Source organism: Paenibacillus xylanexedens (genome assembly GCF_007676705.1).
Classification (GTDB): Bacteria; Bacillota; Bacilli; order Paenibacillales; family Paenibacillaceae; genus Paenibacillus; species Paenibacillus xylanexedens_C.
This window is the reverse complement of record NZ_VEBF01000005.1, coordinates 256,587-273,118: the sequence shown is the minus strand read 5'-3', so window position 1 is coordinate 273,118 and position 16,532 is coordinate 256,587. Positions and strand designations below refer to the sequence as shown.

At 46.1% G+C, this 16,532-nt stretch carries 16 protein-coding genes; 11 read left to right on the top strand and 5 right to left on the bottom strand.

The features are described from left to right. The first annotated feature begins 20 nt into the window (after positions 1–20). On the top strand, positions 21–1,199 hold the full coding sequence (locus tag FS628_RS24005) for an MFS transporter (protein ID WP_145325489.1): 1,179 nt from the start codon (positions 21–23) through the stop codon (positions 1,197–1,199). A 125-nt stretch (positions 1,200–1,324) separates the two neighbouring features. On the opposite strand, the gene FS628_RS24000 is transcribed toward FS628_RS24005, so the two are convergent. Next, complete coding sequence (locus tag FS628_RS24000; RefSeq protein ID WP_145325488.1) at positions 1,325–2,209, bottom strand: SDR family oxidoreductase; 885 nt, start codon at positions 2,207–2,209, stop codon at positions 1,325–1,327. 143 nt (positions 2,210–2,352) lie between these two features. On the opposite strand from FS628_RS24000, the gene FS628_RS23995 reads away from it, so the two are divergent. The 3 genes from FS628_RS23995 to FS628_RS23985 all read left to right on the top strand — a co-directional run bounded on the left by FS628_RS23995 (position 2,353) and on the right by FS628_RS23985 (position 4,137). Beyond that, the gene (locus FS628_RS23995; RefSeq protein WP_145325487.1) at positions 2,353–2,676 is read left to right on the top strand and encodes a winged helix-turn-helix transcriptional regulator; all 324 of its coding nucleotides are present in this window, start codon (positions 2,353–2,355) and stop codon (positions 2,674–2,676) included. 205 nt (positions 2,677–2,881) lie between these two features. After that, positions 2,882–3,247 (top strand): ArsR/SmtB family transcription factor, encoded by a 366-nt coding sequence (locus FS628_RS23990; RefSeq protein ID WP_145325486.1) that lies wholly within the window; start codon positions 2,882–2,884, stop codon positions 3,245–3,247. Between the two features lie 29 nt (positions 3,248–3,276). Next, complete coding sequence (locus tag FS628_RS23985; RefSeq protein ID WP_145325485.1) at positions 3,277–4,137, top strand: aldo/keto reductase; 861 nt, start codon at positions 3,277–3,279, stop codon at positions 4,135–4,137. Between the two features lie 30 nt (positions 4,138–4,167). On the opposite strand, the gene FS628_RS23980 is transcribed toward FS628_RS23985, so the two are convergent. Continuing rightward, the gene (locus FS628_RS23980) at positions 4,168–4,644 is read right to left on the bottom strand and encodes a hypothetical protein (RefSeq protein ID WP_145325484.1); all 477 of its coding nucleotides are present in this window, start codon (positions 4,642–4,644) and stop codon (positions 4,168–4,170) included. Between the two features lie 163 nt (positions 4,645–4,807). Here FS628_RS23980 and FS628_RS23975 point away from each other — a divergent pair, with 163 nt between their 5' ends. Both FS628_RS23975 and FS628_RS23970 read left to right on the top strand, forming a co-directional pair. After that, positions 4,808–5,902, top strand: a complete 1,095-nt coding sequence (locus FS628_RS23975) for a stalk domain-containing protein (protein WP_145325483.1) — start codon at positions 4,808–4,810, stop codon at positions 5,900–5,902. An 87-nt stretch (positions 5,903–5,989) separates the two neighbouring features. Then, positions 5,990–6,445 carry a DinB family protein gene (locus tag FS628_RS23970; protein WP_145325482.1) on the top strand — a complete coding sequence of 152 codons (456 nt, stop codon included), beginning with the start codon at positions 5,990–5,992 and terminating at the stop codon, positions 6,443–6,445. Between the two features lie 193 nt (positions 6,446–6,638). On the opposite strand, the gene FS628_RS23965 is transcribed toward FS628_RS23970, so the two are convergent. Continuing rightward, positions 6,639–7,562, bottom strand: a complete 924-nt coding sequence (locus tag FS628_RS23965) for an AraC family transcriptional regulator (RefSeq protein ID WP_145325481.1) — start codon at positions 7,560–7,562, stop codon at positions 6,639–6,641. A 170-nt stretch (positions 7,563–7,732) separates the two neighbouring features. On the opposite strand from FS628_RS23965, the gene FS628_RS23960 reads away from it, so the two are divergent. The 4 genes from FS628_RS23960 (at position 7,733) to FS628_RS23945 (ending at position 13,749) form a co-directional block, all read left to right on the top strand. Next, positions 7,733–8,608, top strand: coding sequence for a fumarylacetoacetate hydrolase family protein (locus FS628_RS23960; RefSeq protein WP_145325480.1), 876 nt, complete (start codon positions 7,733–7,735; stop codon positions 8,606–8,608). A 21-nt stretch (positions 8,609–8,629) separates the two neighbouring features. Continuing rightward, positions 8,630–10,096, top strand: coding sequence for an alpha-ketoglutaric semialdehyde dehydrogenase GucD (gucD, locus tag FS628_RS23955; RefSeq protein WP_145325479.1), 1,467 nt, complete (start codon positions 8,630–8,632; stop codon positions 10,094–10,096). A gap of 15 nt (positions 10,097–10,111) precedes the next feature. Further along, positions 10,112–12,088 carry a YjhG/YagF family D-xylonate dehydratase gene (locus FS628_RS23950; RefSeq protein WP_145325478.1) on the top strand — a complete coding sequence of 659 codons (1,977 nt, stop codon included), beginning with the start codon at positions 10,112–10,114 and terminating at the stop codon, positions 12,086–12,088. Between the two features lie 62 nt (positions 12,089–12,150). Next, a complete protein-coding gene (locus FS628_RS23945; RefSeq protein ID WP_145325477.1) occupies positions 12,151–13,749 on the top strand; it encodes a glycoside hydrolase family 43 protein in 1,599 nt (532 codons plus the stop codon). A gap of 125 nt (positions 13,750–13,874) precedes the next feature. Here FS628_RS23945 and FS628_RS23940 read toward each other — a convergent pair whose 3' ends face one another. Beyond that, a complete protein-coding gene (locus FS628_RS23940; RefSeq protein WP_145325476.1) occupies positions 13,875–14,489 on the bottom strand; it encodes a TetR/AcrR family transcriptional regulator in 615 nt (204 codons plus the stop codon). Between the two features lie 176 nt (positions 14,490–14,665). On the opposite strand from FS628_RS23940, the gene FS628_RS23935 reads away from it, so the two are divergent. Then, positions 14,666–15,403, top strand: coding sequence for an SDR family NAD(P)-dependent oxidoreductase (locus FS628_RS23935; protein ID WP_145325475.1), 738 nt, complete (start codon positions 14,666–14,668; stop codon positions 15,401–15,403). Between the two features lie 122 nt (positions 15,404–15,525). Here the strand turns inward: FS628_RS23935 and FS628_RS23930 are convergent, their stop codons facing one another. Next, entirely contained in the window at positions 15,526–16,398 is an 873-nt protein-coding gene (locus tag FS628_RS23930; protein WP_145325474.1) for a helix-turn-helix transcriptional regulator, read from the bottom strand. Positions 16,399–16,532 lie beyond the last annotated feature (134 nt).

Genomic DNA, 16,532 nt, shown 5'->3' with positions numbered 1-16,532 from the left:
AGAAGACGGAGTGGAGTAAATTGAAAAATAAATGGATCATCTATGTCCTCGCATTGGCTGTTTTTCTGATTGGAACCATTGAATACATTATTACAGGTGTCATTGAAATGATCGCCGCAGACTTGAGCGTATCTACTTCAGATGTTGGTTTACTAGTGACTGTATTCGCTCTGGCGGCAGCCATTATCGCTCCAATTCTCATTGCATTTACAATAAATATGGATCGCAAGAAATTACTGTTGTCCACCCTCAGTGTGTTTATTGCCAGCAACGGACTTATGCTTTTAGACCTTTCTTACGAAACATTACTATGGGTGCGAATTATTCAAGGAGCTAGCGGAGGCATGGCTACCGTAGTAGCGATGGCCGTATCGACAAGACTCGTTAAAAAAGAAAGAAGGGGCAATGCCATTGGCATCATCTTGATGGGACTAAGCAGTTCGCTAGTGCTTGGTGTCCCATTGGGCACATTTTTAAGTGAGATGTTTGGATGGAGAGTTCTATTTGTATTCATCGGATTGATAAGTATTCTTCCATTACTTATCATCTACAAAAAGGTTCCGGCAATCAAAGAGGAAGAAAAGGTCACCCTCAGAATGCAGCTCTCCATTTTAAAAAATCCAGCTATTCTGACGGCCTTGCTTATTACTTTATTGTATATCGGCGGCTATTCTACACTGTTCACTTACATTACGCCTTTCTTGCAAGCTACATCCTCTCTTACCATGACCGAGATCAGCGGTGTTCTGTTTCTCGCGGGAATTTGCAGCTTCGTCGGATCAAAAGTTGGCGGACAATTGGCAGATGCTAAGGGATCCAAGTTTACTATTTGTCTCGGACTTCTGTTACAAGGGGCAACTCTTCTTTTGTTCGCTCTAGCTGGAGTTAATCTCATGGTTTTAATCCTGGTTTTAATGATTTTTATGTTAGCAACGTGGAGCATATCCCCGGCCCAGCAACTATATCTGGTTACTCTGGCACCTCGTAATCCGGACATTGCCCTTAGTGTAAACACGTCGTTCATCCAATTTGGTTTTGCACTGGGTTCTGGATTAGGCGGGCTTGTCATCAGTCGTACATCTGTCTTGTATTTAAATTGGTTAGGTTTTGGAGCTGTAAGCATCGCTTTGCTTCTTGCCCTACTTCTATTCAGAAGGATGAGCAGTAGGACTGAAAACCCTATGGTTACTGTTGAATAGGTAGGTGGACTGGTTAAGTTACACAGGACATCTATCTGGCGTTCAAGTCCTAATTAGAAAGAGGGAATGTACGAGTCGTACATTCCCTGAAAAATAAAGCATTATTATCACTAGTGTGATGTTGCTTAAGAACCAAACATTGTTTTTATATGCGGTTGTTGCAACCAATCTTTCAGCGAAGTCAATTGGAGATCTGGAACAATGACACGATCATTCACATCATAATAGTTCAAGGAATCAATATTGGCTCCGATCCAACGATAGAAGCCCGCAATTCCAGCTGCTTGATTTGCTCCCATTACTGGCGTAAGCGCTGCTTCAAAATCATCATAGTTCAGGGTATGAAAATTCACATTTTGTCCCAATGCTTGTGTAAAACGTTCACCCAGCTCTACACCGGTGAGTGCTTCAGGCCCCGGAGCCAGTATCACTTGTCCTGCCAGCTCAGGATGGTTTAACGCATAAACATGATATTGTGCTGCATCCTCGGAGCTGATCCATGGGATCGGTTTATCCGCTGGCACTGGGTAGAAAAGCATCCCATTATGGATGAGACCCGGAATCAAGAAGTTTTCCATATAGAGTGTGGGTTTCACCAGTATATTTGGAACACCGCTATGTCGTACATACTCGATCATTTCGCGTTTAACATCCAATGTTTGAGTGTCGGTTGGCTGTTCTGGTAAAAAGCCGTTCGAGTTCACAACGATCAATTTCACGTTCGCTTGTCGGGCAGCTTCCACAGCATTCGTAATCTGTTGCTTCAATAATACTGTGTCATACTCGATTGGCATGTTCAAGAAGACCTTATCGACACCGCTGTTAACATCATTGAGCGTTTCTAGTACAGACAGATCACCAACAAATGCCTCTATACCTTGTTCTTTCAAGGCCGTTACGTTTTTCTCATGACGTGTAATGGTGCGAACCGCTACTCCTTTGGAAGTTAACAATCTTGCTACCGCTCCGCCTTGTACTCCTGACGCTCCATATACTAATATCGTTTCCATATGTACAAAACTCCTTATAGTTAATTTCATTTGTTCAGTATTGAACTAAATGTTATATTTATATTAACTAACTCACAAACTTTATGTAAGTACGCACATTCGAGATACCAGGTATCTCCCGTGATACTTTTGGAGGCAAACTTATGAAGCTCGAACCACTGGAAAATTGTAGTCCTTGTCCGGTCGAATATGCAGTTAATGCGATCGGCGGGAAGTGGAAAATTCTGATTTTGTACCACTTATTGAATAAAAATACTGTGCGCTTCAATGAATTGCAAAAATTGCTCTCCACAGTGACGCATCGTACACTAACACGTCAATTGCGTGAGCTTGAGGAAGGCGGGTTAGTACACCGCGTTGCTTATGCTGAGATGCCACCTCGTGTTGAATACTCGTTAACGGATAAAGGAAATAGTCTCTCCCCGATTTTGTTGCAATTGCAAGACTGGGGTCTACAGCATATGTAAGCACCTTAAACACGAGGGCAAACAACAATTAAAGCCCCGTTAATAGCGACGTATGAACAGGTTAGCCAGTAATGACTGGCGGCCTTTTTTGTCGTTTTACATAGCTGTATATCATATGGGAGAAACTGGTTCTCGATTTTCTTTCCCGATATGCAACCGAATCCAAGATTGTGATAGGCTGTAACTGCAAGAATTAAACGATTATATGGAAGGGGACATCTACCTGGATCAGGAACTCGCGGCTACGATTGCTATCGAATTCAAGAACAATCAGAAGGTGTTAAACGCGATTGGAGACGAGACCCGGCAAGCCATCCTCATCGCCTTAATTCAAGGACCGCAAAAAACCGGCATGCGCGTAGGCGAGATCAGAATGAAAACACACCTATCCCGACCGACCGTATCCCATCATCTGAAAATATTAAAAGAATCGCAGATTATAAGTGTGCGTAAAGAAGGGACTCTCAACTATTACAGTCTGGACTCTGGAAGCAAACTGAAATTGTTGAAAAATCTAGTGGACGAAATAGAGAAAGTGTTTGCGCAATGTGAAGAACAAGCAACAGAATAACGATTAGGAAACAGGGAGGGGCGTTGCGATTGAATCGGACAGTCGAAGCGGCAAATGGAGTCGACATTCCTCAACTTGGGTTCGGCCTATATAAAATCAAAGACGGAGAAGCTTTCGAGAGGACTGTCGAATATGCTATTCGAATTGGTTATCGCCATTTCGACACAGCCAAAATTTACGGAAATGAGGCAGCGCTAGGCCGAGTCATTCAGAAAAGTGGCATTGCCCGGGAGGAATTCTTCATTACCTCCAAAGCGTGGACGACAGATCTCGGGTACCATGCGACGAAAAAGGCGTTCGAACAGACTTGCCGGAAGCTGAACGTAACGTATCTCGATATGTATATGATTCATTTCGCCGGTCCTCATTACGTGAACGCCTGGAAGGCGATGGAAGAATTATACGACGAAGGTAGAATTAAAGTCATAGGTGTAGCCAATTTCGAGATCCGGCATCTGGAGCATCTCAAGAAGAATTCCCGAATTTCGCCGATGGTTAATCAGATCGAAACCCATCCGGAATTCCCACAACACGAATTACATGATTATATGCTTCGGCATCGGATCTTACATGAAGCTTGGGGACCGTTGGGGCAGGGAAACAAGGCGCTGCTGGAGCATCCGGAGCTGGCCGCAATTGCACTTCGCCATCAGAAGTCGGTTGCGCAAGTCATTTTGCGCTGGCATCTGCAACGCGGAATTATGGTCATCCCCAAATCAACGAACCCTCAACGGATTAAAGAGAATATCGAAATATTCGACTTTGAACTGAATGAGGAGGACGTGGAACATATACGGCGGTTGGACACAGGTAAGAGATATTCCTTAAGCCCGAATGGCTTCATGATCAACCCAATTTATATAAATTTGATGAAACTGTTTATTCGCTGATAACCCTGTTAAAATAAAGGGACATCCCGATCAACCTATAGACAATAACAATAGTTTTCCAATCTTCAATAAAGCTTTCAGCTGCGCCCAGCAGATAATGATTGAAATGACCATAACGATTACAAAGAACAGAAAAACAAAAATTTTCATTATGATCAAACGTTTTCCGTCCGGATGTTTGGAAGCTCTGCTGGAAGAGTTATCTTTAGACTTAATCATAGCTCGTATACCGACTATGCAGGCAGTAGCCAGGATTATAAAAAGCATTAAAGTAGCCATTCGTTCAGCAGTGAAAGCGATGAGATTTGATCCTCCCGGACCAGAACCCGTGCGCAAAAACCAATGGCAGAAGGCAACGACAGAAAGAGATGACAGGAACAAGATAAATATACTCTTCCACATCCAGTCGAACAGCTTGAAGAAAGGACCGGGTGGATTGCTTTTCTGTTCCCGGCGAACCCGACGCTCGGCGTTTCTTCGATCGATTACTGCTCGTTTGGATTTCATGGATGTCTAACCTCCTGCAGTTTCATTGTTCTTTCTCGTAACATTAAGAATATCACAGTACTGACAATCAAGTCCCATGTTGATTTGAAACCTTTTGGTTAAAAACTGCGTTTAAGAAGCTAGAAGGTAATGAACTTGGATCCAGAAAGGATGTAAGAAAAAAATGTATAGAAACAAGAAGAAAAATAAGTTAATTATAAGTGCAATTATGACAGCATTACTGGCATCGCCCATGGCATACTTCATATCCGAAGGCCATCCGGTAGCCGCTGCTGCTTCCGTTTCCAAATATAAAGTTACCGCACAACCGTTCAGTATTGAAGGAAAGAAATCAAGCATTGGTACGATTAATAAAAACGGATCGACCTATATTGCTCTTAGAAACCTAAATACAGCCCTGGGGTTAACCACCAATTTCAATAAGACTAATCAACTCGTTGAAGTGTCGGGAAATGGACGATCGCTTAAAATTAATCTCTCTAACAATACTATTCATTTGAACGGACAACCGGTCTTTGGACCTCAAGTCATTCTCCAGAACAATACAACTTATTTGCCACTTCGCTTCCTACTGGAGCGGATGGGCTATGTAATTTCATATCAGAATAGTACAAAGCAGGTCGGTATTCAATCGATTAAGGAAAACGACTTGCAGGTTCAAGCGGAAGAGATCGGTGCCGACGGAGATGGCAAATCATTGCTCGTCTACTATCCGGTAATTAAAGGCTATGCAAGAGAGAAAGTACAGGATAAGATCAACGCCTTTTTGAAGCAGGAGACCGACAAGCACATTGCGGCCGGGTCGAAGGAAATGGATACAATCGTAAAAACGAATAATCAATTACTAATCAAAAATCCAAAGGCTGAAATTCGGCAACCGAGCCTCGATGGCAGATTTACAGTCATGTATAACGAGAATGGAAAATTGAGCCTATATGTGGATTATGATCTTTATATGGGGGGAGCGCACGGAATTACGACGAGGGTTCCTTACACGTTCGATCTCGTAACAGGTGATCAGATTGCGTTAAAGGAAGCGGCAGGTAACACCGATTATGTCTCTATCATTAACAGCCAAATCACAGATCACATCAATCATCGCGGATTGGAGTTGTCCACTCCATTTAAGACGATCGAAGCTGATCGAGATTATTACCTAACCCATGAAGGTATCGTTATCTATTTCACGGAATATGAATATACTTCCTTCGCTGAGGGAATGCCAGAGTTTATTATTCCTTATTCCGAGTTCAAATGACGGAAACTGTGGCTTCAAACTCTAAAGTCTATCGGAGCATGATGACAAGTCGTGTAGTGACAGTGAGACGATAAGGGGGAAAGTGAAATGAATACGATCAAGCGCATGATGGACCATCTGTACTGGGCAAACGAACGTATTTTAGACGCGCTCGAGGAGTCCAAGACAGAGAACAAGGAGCTTCTGAAGCTGGTTCGACATGTTGCGGTTGCGGAACGCGTCTGGCTGTCCCGATTGCAAGGCAAGGGTAGCGCGCAATATTCATTGTGGGAAGAAACAGAAGACTTGACGGCGATCCGGGAGATGTTCGAAGAAAACATCGAGCAATATCGCGTCTATATGGACGGGCTCGAGGAATTCAAATTGGATGAGATCATTGACTATGCAAACCAGAGCGGGGTTCCGTTCCGAACTTCCATCCGGGACATTCTCTCGCAAGTCATCTTACATGGGCAGTATCACCGGGGACAGATTAACCTGGCACTTCGAATCGAATCGGCGGAGCCTGTCCAAGTCGATTACATCACCTTCGCACGACTCTAAAGGGCGTGGAAAATCATCAACATTGCTGTGCCAAGTAATAACAAAATAGTCGCAGAAATAGCCGCCAACTTGGCGGCTTTTTTGTTCGAAATTCAAAAATCTTTTACAACTACGTCGGCGTGGTAAATCTTGACGGTAATATGCTAGACGCCATGGACCAGCGCAACATTATTACCGCTTATACAAAGAATACTCATCGGTATGAACCATCAGGATGATCGGCTGCCGCAGTCTGCTGGGAATGGCTGCGAAATTCGCTCGGTGCGGTGCCTGTCCACCGCTTAAACTGACGGCTAAAATGGGCATTGGTCTTATACCCCAGCATCATCGCAATATGGTCAATGTTCAGGTCTGTTTGCTTAAGCAGACGCTGGGCTTCGTTCAAAAGGGTTTCGGATAAAAACTTGCGTGGGGCCATTCCGTATACCTGCCGAAAAATCCGATTGACCTGTGACGGGCTAATGTTCAGGGACTTGGCGATATCCTGGATCCAGGTTCGCTCGCTTTCCTGTATTTCCCCATGAAGATGGATATATCTTACTGAATCCTCAATATGTTCGGCAATTTGATGAGCGATGGCTTCTTTTCTAGATAAGGTAATGGATGCATTCTGAGATAACTGGCCGACCAGGGACCCGAGCAGTTCGAATACGGCGGCATGAACCTTCATCTGTTTGGAAGAAGACAGTGAGACGGACAAGTGCTCTGTAGCAAGGGCATACAGTGTAGACAGTGAAGAGGAAAGCCCCTGAGCTAAATCCGAATCAGCCGGATAATAAATGTCCTTGCAGCGGTTGAGTTCTCTGCAAAAGGAGGTATCGTGTATGCTGAAATGAACGGAAAAGTAAGTGAAGCCCTGCGGTCCGGCACTGGTACAGGAATGGGTTACTCCAGGGCGGATGAACAAAAGATCGCCAACGGACTGACTGTACACTTGTCCGTTAACCACCATGTTCATCTGACCCTCCATCATCCAGTGGATTTCATACATCGAATGCTCATGGGACGGATAAGTCCAGTTCGAATCTACTTTTCTTGCGTGTAACCCTAATAATTGAAAAGACATGCGAACATCGGGCAGACGGCCTAAATACATAGCTTCCGAAAGTTTGGTCACAGGAACCTCCTCATCATGTTCTGTATTCCAAATACTGATAGATTCATCTTAACAGAAAAACAATGCGTGAAAAGGGTAACTCGTCGGACGGATTAGCACATCGTCATGAATCATTGCTAATGATATGGTAGAATTATCAACCCGATGGGGAAGAATGGGGGCAAGCTTGAATGAGAATTATTCGATTTCTGGACGGACAACAGAAGTGGCTGGCAGCAATTACAGATGATGAAAGAGTCTATCGTTTGCCACAGGCAGATTTTATGACGTTGATCTATCAAGCTAGGGAGCAGGGAATATCTCCCGTTCAATTAGTTGAAAGCGCTTTTAAGAAAACGAACGAGTTGACCGACGATTGGACTTCCCTGCACCTGATCACGCCAGTGGAAGCTCCGGAGGTATGGGCTGCGGGTGTTACTTATCAGCGGAGCCGGGAAGCTCGGAATTATGAAGCTACAGATGGAAAGCTGGATGCGGAGACTTTTTACGATAAAGTCTATGATGCAGAGAGACCGGAGATCTTTTTTAAATCCACAGCAGCCCGGACCGTCGGACCAAATGAGGCTGTCACACTTCGCAGCGATTCCACTTGGCAGATCCCCGAGCCTGAGCTGGGGTTGGTGCTTGCAGCTGATGGCAGCATTGTGGGGTACATCGTTGGCAATGATATGAGCTGCCGCGATATCGAGGGGGAAAACCCGCTGTATCTTCCACAAGCAAAAATATGGCGTAATTCTTGCTCCATTGGTCCTGCTATTCGACTCGCGGATACCGTACAGAATCCTTATGAATTCAGTATTGTCTGTCAGATCTATCGCGATGGAGAAATGATCGTTAAGAGTGAAGCGAGTACGAGTGAATTGAACCGAAAGCTGGATGAGCTGGTCTCCTTCCTGGCAAGGGACAACGATTTGTTCGACGGGACGGTACTTTTGACGGGAACAAGCATCGTGCCACCCAATGATTTTACACTTGAACCCGGGGACCGTATAGAAATATCCATTAGCGATATCGGGACACTCATCAATCCTGTCATATCAAACTAGTATATAAGGAGGATGAATGCTATGACCGTATTTCAGGTAGAGCAGACATACAGGAATTATATTAACGGAGAATGGGCGCAGGCTGCGTCAGGAGAAACCGAACCCAGCATAAATCCGGCGAATCGGAATGAGGTAGTGGGGTATGTACCTTCCTCCGGCGTAGAAGATCTGAACCGTGCTGTCGCGGCGGCCAAGGCAGCAGCGAAAGATTGGCGGAGGTTAACTGGAGCGGAACGCGGTAACTATCTATTTCAAGCAGCGAACGTGCTGGAACGTCGGGCAGACGAGGTTGCGGAGGCGATGACAAGAGAAATGGGCAAAACACTTCCTGAAGCCAAAGGAGAGACGATGCGCGGAGTCGCCATCTTAAGGTATTACGCGGGAGAAGGCATGCGAAAAACTGGGGATGTCATTCCTTCGACGGACAGCGAAGCGCTGATGTTTACGACCCGTGTACCGCTTGGCGTCGTGGGTGTTATTGCTCCGTGGAATTTCCCTGTAGCGATTCCGATTTGGAAGACGGCCCCGGCCTTGATTTACGGCAATACGGTTGTATTGAAGCCAGCTCAGGAAACTGCAGTCACTGCGGCTAAAATAATGGAGTGTTTTGAAGAGGCGGGTATTCCGACAGGCGTTCTCAACCTGGTATGTGGCAGAGGCTCGGTGATCGGATCTGCACTTGCTGAGCATCCGGATGTGGGCGGGATTACATTCACAGGTTCCAATGAAGTTGGAAAGCGGGTCGGCGCCGCAGCACTGGGACGAGGGGCCAAGTATCAACTTGAAATGGGCGGAAAAAATCCGATCATCATCGCGGCAGATGCTAATCTGGATTTAGCTGTCGAGGCTACCATCAGCGGTGGTTTGAAATCTACGGGCCAAAAATGTACGGCTACCAGCCGGGTTATTATTGAACGTAAAGTATATGAGGCCTTTAAAGAAAAGCTCCTTTCGCAAATTCAGGAAATTCGGCTGGGCGACGGCATGTCTCCGGGAAGCTGGATGGGTCCCTGTGCGAGCGAAGGACAGCTCAAGACCGTACTCAGCTATATTCAAAAAGGACAGGATGAAGGTGCCGTTCTGCTGGCTGGCGGAAAAAGAGCAGATGGTCCAGGACTTGAAGAGGGATTTTATGTCCAACCGACCGTATTTGAAGGTGTCGAATCCAATATGTCCATAGCCAGAGAAGAAATCTTCGGCCCAGTTCTTGCTTTGATTCCGGTGGATTCTCTGGAAGAAGCTATAGAGGCGGCTAATGATAGCGATTATGGCTTGAGTGCTTCCATCTATACACAAAATGTCGGAGCTATGCTGTCTTTCATCCGGGATATGGATGCCGGATTGGTCAGAATCAATGCTGAAACCGCCGGGGTAGAGTTGCAGGCTCCGTTCGGTGGAATGAAGATGTCAAGCTCGCATTCCAGGGAACAGGGGCAAGCGGCCATCGATTTTTTCACGGACATCAAAACGGTCTTCGTGAAGTCATAAACGTAGGAGGCTATCATGTACGAACAGATTATGTCGATTATGGGTGAGCAAGAGTCCAACTGCTTCGATATCATAGCACAGGCTCCAGGGGCAGCAGGGAGTCTGCCCTTAACCGATGAATTGTTGCGGAATGCTCCAAGTGGCGACTTGTTCGGCATGTCCCAGAATGTCGGAATGGGCTGGAAGCCAGGGGATTTGAATGGTAAACAGTATCTGATCTTAAGTACACAGGGCGGTATCCGCAATGAGGATGGCAGTCCGGCAGCTCTCGGTTACCACACGGGCCACTGGGAAGTCGGTCTGTTGATGAAAGCTGCCGCAGAAGAACTATCCAGCCGCGGAGGGATCCCGTTTGCCGGATATGTGAGTGACCCGTGTGACGGCAGATCACAGGGAACGACTGGCATGTTCGACTCTCTCCCGTACCGGAATGATGCCGCTATGGTGTTTCGCAGACTGATTCGCTCGCTGCCAACGCGTAAAGGCGTGATTGGTGTTGCAACGTGTGACAAAGGTCTGCCTGCGATGATGCTTGCACTCGCAGGCATGCCGCAGCTGCCGGGTGTGATCGTGCCCGGTGGTGTTACACTTCCGCCGATCGATGGAGAGGACGCGGGGAAAATTCAGACCATCGGCGCAAGGTACGTCAGCGGAGAACTCTCTCTGGAAATGGCATCAGATTTAGGATGCCGGGCTTGTGCTACACCGGGGGGAGGCTGTCAGTTTCTGGGTACTGCGGCAACAGCCCAAGTCGTTGCAGAGGCGATGGGTATGACGGTACCGCATGCCGCGCTTGCACCTTCCGGGCAGCCTATCTGGATTGAAATGGCACGCCAATCCTCACGCGCACTGATCAAGATGGAGTCTCAGGGGATGAGGATGGCTGATATCGTCACAGATGCAGCCATTCGTAATGCCATGACCGTTCATGCCGCATTTGGCGGATCTACCAATCTGCTTCTTCACATACCGGCTATTGCTCATGCAGCCGGCTTAACCGTGCCCACGGTACAGGACTGGATACAGGTCAACAAAAATGTTCCGAGACTGGTTAGTGCCCTGCCGAACGGACCCATCTTCTACCCGACCATTCGGGTTTTTCAGGCCGGAGGCGTCCCAGAGGTCATGCTCCACCTCAGACAGCTTGGCCTGCTGGATGAGTCTGTACCCACAGTGACCGGTACGTCATTAGGTCAAGTACTTGATTGGTGGGAATCGTCGGAACGCCGTCACCTTATGCGCAAGCAATTGAAAGAGAAGGACGGTATTGATCCGGACAGTGTCATCATGAGCGTAGAGCACTCGCAGCGTCTCGGGATTTCCTCGACCGTTACATTTCCAACCGGGAATATCGCTCCGGAAGGCTCTGTAATCAAATCCACATCCATTGATCCTGCGGTGCTGGATGAGCATGGCGTGTATCGACATCGTGGCAGGGCAAAGGTGTTTACAACCGAACGTGAGGCGATCCGTGCGATTAAAACAGGCGCTGTGCTGGCCGGTGACGTTGTAGTCCTGCTCGGGCGTGGACCCTCAGGAACCGGGATGGAAGAAACGTATCAGCTTACGTCTGCACTCAAGCATTTGCCTTTTGGCAAATATGTGTCCCTCATTACGGATGCCCGCTTCTCTGGTGTTTCCACCGGAGCGTGTATTGGCCATGTTGGCCCCGAAGCACTAGCAGGCGGGCCGATCGGCAAGCTTCGGAACGGAGATTGGATTGACATCGTCGTGGATCGGGGCACGCTGGATGGTAGCATAAACTTCGTCGGAGAAGGGGAGATGGTAGTTTCACCGGAAGAAGGTGCTCTCATCCTGGCACAAAGACCCTTCCATCCGGACATGCGACCTGACGAAGCGCTACCGGATGATACCAAGCTGTGGGCTGCGCTGCAATCCGTCAGCGGTGGGACTTGGAGAGGGAATGTATATGATGTAGAGCGGATCATAACTGCCCTGGAAGCCGGCAAAAAAGCGCTGGGCTGGTACTGATATCTACCTTTCGTGTATCTGTTGTTGTACAGATCATTACTTTCATACCGGAGGTTTCTTCCATGAATAAGATCAAGAAAATGATCACCAATCCCATCCTTCCCGGTTTCCATCCCGATCCGTCCATATGCCGAGCGGGGGAGGATTATTATATCGCCACTTCCACCTTTGAATGGTTCCCTGGTGTACGGATTCACCATTCCCGGGATCTGGTTCATTGGCGGCCAATCGCTTCTCCGCTGACTGGTGTAACGCAGTTGAACATGGAGGGCAACATTAATTCCGGAGGCGTATGGGCACCCTGTCTTAGTTACGACAACGGTGTGTTTTACCTGATCTACACCGATGTCAAAAGCCGGGTAGGCGCTTTTAAAGATACCCACAATTACCTTGTCACAGCAACGGATATCGAGGGCCCTTGGTCCGATCCGGTGCATCTGAACAGCAGCGGCTTTGATCCTTCCTTATTTCATGATGAAGACGGGCGCAAGTGGCTGGTCAATATGATATGGGATCATCGTAAGGGCAAAAATCGGTTTTCGGGCATTGTTCTCCAGGAATATTCCATCCAGGAACATAAGCTGATCGGACCTACCGTTAACATATTTAAGGGAACAGAATTAGGACTGACGGAAGCGCCGCATCTGTATAAACACAAGGACTATTATTATTTAATAACGGCAGAAGGGGGAACCGGTTATGAGCACGCAGTTACGGCAGCACGTTCCCGTACGTTACAAGGTCCTTATGAGGTCGATCCAGCCAATCCGATCCTTACTTCATATGGCAGGACGGATTTAGCTCTGCAAAAAGCGGGTCACGGCAGTCTCGTCGAAACGCACACTGGCGAGTGGTATATGGCTCATCTGGTCGGAAGGCCCATTAATCAAAAATATTGCATACTTGGACGCGAAACTGCTCTTCAACCGTGTATTTGGAGCGAGGAAGGCTGGCTGAAGCTTGCCAGCGGTGACCGATATCCAGAGGTTCAGGTGTCTGCACCGAAGATCCCGTCACATCCATTTGAACCGATAGCGGAAATGGACCACTTTGATCAATTTGAGCTTCGAAATGATTGGAATACACTTCGTATACCACCCGATCCAACTTGGCTCAGCCTAACGGAACGTCCCGGTTACTTGCGCTTGCGCGGAATGGAGTCGATGAGTTCAACACACAGGCAAAGCATGGTTGGTCGGAGACTACAGGCTTTTAAATGTGAAGCCGAGACTTGTCTGGATTTTGCGCCGGACCACTCACAACAAATGGCAGGATTGATTCTGTATTATGACACCCAAGACTATCTCTATATAAGAGTAACTTATCATGAAGAGAAGGGACCTTGCTTGGGGATATTGCAATCCAGGTATGGGATATACGACGAACTGCTGCAGGAGGATATCCCGTTACAATCAGTAAATAAAATTAGGTTAAAGGTTGAGATCGATCACGATCGTGCTTGCTTTTATTATTCAATCCAAGATGATCCAGCCTGGTATCCCGCAGGCGGGTGGATTGATATCACACATCTGTCAGATGAATCTCCAGAATATATACGGTTCACGGGAACCTATATCGGTCTTTGTGTGCAGGATCTTGCCGGGACCTGGAAACATGCGGATTTTGATTACTTTGTGTATCAAGAAAACTCTGGTAGCTAAATGCTTTGAAGCTGACTTCTATACTCAGGGGTCAGCTTTTTTAATGTTCATTGATATCCGTCAGAGTTGATCTCATATGCCTAATAGTCTCATTCATATGTAACTGGCGCTACTATTACTCGAGGTTATGAATCAAACTTGTTACCCACATAATGAAAAGAGTGAATATGTGTTTTTGTGAGTTCGATCACGTTTTTGATAAATGACTCGCGTGACTCACGATATCCGCTTAATATCCAATTGTTCAACAGTCCAAAAAAGCCGTATGCGGTATAGTACTTAAAATAGTCCATGTTAACTGGGGAGTTGTTGATTGTCTCGAAGACAAATTGCTCCTGATAGATTTTGAGTATGGTTTGTGGAAAGCCTGTATGTAGACCGGGTAACGTATCATCGTATTGAATCAACTCGAAGAAGTCACGGTGCTCGTAGATATAATCCACGATTTGAAAAGAATCAGCATCCAGCTTGTTTGTTGAAACCTTTTGACCGTGCCAATAGGGTTTGCCTACTGCGCCCCTCAATCCTTCGAGTGTCATACTCAACAACTCTTCGGCGAGAATATATTTATCCTGGTAGTGTAAATAAAACGTGCTTCGATTATAACCGGCCTGATCAACGATGTCTTTGACAGACACACCATGGAAGCCTTTTTTCTTAATAAGCTGAATCAGAGCAGTTTTTAGGTGCTCTTTGGTTCGGTTACGATGTTGAGATGTCACAGTAAGTTCATTATTCATTCAAAAAAACTCCTATAAATATAGACATAGTTTTATAAAGTGTCTACGAGGTAGACACTTGGTCACATCTTAATGATTGGATTGTTACAATTTTAAGCATAGAATTAGTTTTGTAAACATCATATAGCACTATTTATATAGGCGCTATTCAAAATATTATACTGGGGGATTTATTCATGGGCAAACTTCAAGATAAAGTTGCAGTCATCACAGGAGGAGCATCCGGGATTGGTGCAGCGACAGCTCGCTTATTCGTTTCCGAAGGAGCTAAAGTGGTCTTGGTGGATCTGAATGAAGAAAAAGGCAAGGCGTTTGAGCAGGAACTGAAAGCGCTTAAAGCAGAGGTTCTCTTTATTAAAGCAAACATAACGAGTGAAGAAGAGGTTACTGAGATTTTTAAACAAACCGTAGAAGCATTCGGTCAAGTGGATATCGTATTCAACAATGCAGGAATCGGACGTGTTCATCCGACGCATGAGCTTGATTATGCCGAATGGCGCAATACAGTCAATGTTGATCTGGACGGCGTATTCTTGGTTGCACGTGAATCGATTCGCGAAATGCTCAAAATTGGCGGAGGTACAATCGTCAACACGGCTTCCATGTACGGATGGGTTGGTTCACCTGGTTCTGCAGCCTACAATGCAGCTAAAGGCGGCGTCGTGAATCTGACTCGTTCGCTGGCGTTGGAATATGCTGAGCATAATATTCGGGTAAACTCCCTTTGCCCAGGCTTCATCGATACACCAATTATTCCAGAAGAGAGCAAGCAAGCGCTTTCTGCGGCAACACCAATGAAACGTCTTGGTCAAGCAGAAGAGATGGCAAAAGCCGTTCTGTTCCTAGCTAGTGACGATTCTTCATATATGACAGGAAATAGTCTGATCGTAGACGGAGGATATACCGCTCAATAAGTGTAGCAGTTGTCGAAGTAGAAGAACATAGTCCCATTGAAAGTCGCTATTATAGCGGCTTTTTTTATTTTACAGCACAAAAGCAGTTCCTGAGCCAAGGAACTAGCAAATAGCGAGTTTGGCTATTCATAATAGATGGCCTCATAAGGAAACTCTAACTTATTCATGCGATATTCTTTGGGCGACATGGACATATATTGCCGAAAAACTTTGCCGAAATAGCTGGGACTCTCAAAACCGCATTGTTGACCAATTTGGGAAATCGGAAGTTCCGTCGTGCGGAGTAGTCGGATTGCAACTTCAATCCGTCTGTCTTTGAGATAGGCTAGCGGTGATGTTTTCTCTGATTTCTGAAATAATCTGCACAAGTAGTGTTTATTGATATCGCAATGGCTGGCGAGCAGATCCAACGTCAATGGAGATGCATAATTCTCTCGGATGAACTTTTTACATTTCTCGATCGTTGTTATGGATAGGGCACCGATATCTTTCTCCGCATCCCGACTCGTCTGTACCAGGATAAGCAACCACCGATAGACTTGCATGGACAAGCGATACTTGTCCGTAACTTTCTCTTGATGAATCAAATGGATAATTTGCCATAACTCTTGAATCAAGGGAGAGTCCGCGTTTCGCAGAATGACATGCCCCTCATTATCATGGATCATATCCCAAATTCGGTTGGCTTCATCCCCGCGAATGTTGATCCATATAAATTCCCATGGCTCGTTGTTCTCTTGTTTATAGTAATAGCAATGTTCTCCAGAGATTTTGACAAGTAGGGCATGCCCCTTTGGTAAAGGAATCGTTTGATTTTCAATATCTAGATAACCCTGACCATTAAGTGTGTATTGAAAAACGACGTGCCCCGGGTCCGGTCTATTATCACTGGGACAACGATATTCCTCGCTAGAAACGATCTGCCATCCAATAGAGTCCAGTGTCATGATTGATGTATCGTCATTACGAAAAGCATAAGAAACCGTATGAACCATCTTTCATCTCCTTCCTAAAAAAGTCAATTATATTATATAATACGTCACATTTTTTAGATTGTCTGTCTTTTTTTAGACCTGTAAGATAAATGTAAGCGGTAACATAAAGAGGAGGTGGCTGTAAATTGTGTTCA

Excerpts from the sequence above, each read along its gene's own strand:
- FS628_RS24000 (WP_145325488.1), bottom strand. The coding sequence starts at position 2,209 with ATGGAAACGATATTAGTATATGGAGCGTCAGGAGTACAAGGCGGAGCG.
- FS628_RS23995 (WP_145325487.1), top strand. The coding sequence starts at position 2,353 with ATGAAGCTCGAACCACTGGAAAATTGTAGTCCTTGTCCGGTCGAATAT.
- FS628_RS23990 (WP_145325486.1), top strand. The coding sequence starts at position 2,882 with ATGGAAGGGGACATCTACCTGGATCAGGAACTCGCGGCTACGATTGCT.
- FS628_RS23980 (WP_145325484.1), bottom strand. The coding sequence starts at position 4,644 with ATGAAATCCAAACGAGCAGTAATCGATCGAAGAAACGCCGAGCGTCGG.
- FS628_RS23975 (WP_145325483.1), top strand. The coding sequence starts at position 4,808 with ATGTATAGAAACAAGAAGAAAAATAAGTTAATTATAAGTGCAATTATG.
- FS628_RS23970 (WP_145325482.1), top strand. The coding sequence starts at position 5,990 with ATGAATACGATCAAGCGCATGATGGACCATCTGTACTGGGCAAACGAA.
- FS628_RS23960 (WP_145325480.1), top strand. The coding sequence starts at position 7,733 with ATGAGAATTATTCGATTTCTGGACGGACAACAGAAGTGGCTGGCAGCA.
- gucD (WP_145325479.1), top strand. The coding sequence starts at position 8,630 with ATGACCGTATTTCAGGTAGAGCAGACATACAGGAATTATATTAACGGA.
- FS628_RS23950 (WP_145325478.1), top strand. The coding sequence starts at position 10,112 with ATGTACGAACAGATTATGTCGATTATGGGTGAGCAAGAGTCCAACTGC.
- FS628_RS23945 (WP_145325477.1), top strand. The coding sequence starts at position 12,151 with ATGAATAAGATCAAGAAAATGATCACCAATCCCATCCTTCCCGGTTTC.
- FS628_RS23940 (WP_145325476.1), bottom strand. The coding sequence starts at position 14,489 with ATGAATAATGAACTTACTGTGACATCTCAACATCGTAACCGAACCAAA.
- FS628_RS23935 (WP_145325475.1), top strand. The coding sequence starts at position 14,666 with ATGGGCAAACTTCAAGATAAAGTTGCAGTCATCACAGGAGGAGCATCC.
- FS628_RS23930 (WP_145325474.1), bottom strand. The coding sequence starts at position 16,398 with ATGGTTCATACGGTTTCTTATGCTTTTCGTAATGACGATACATCAATC.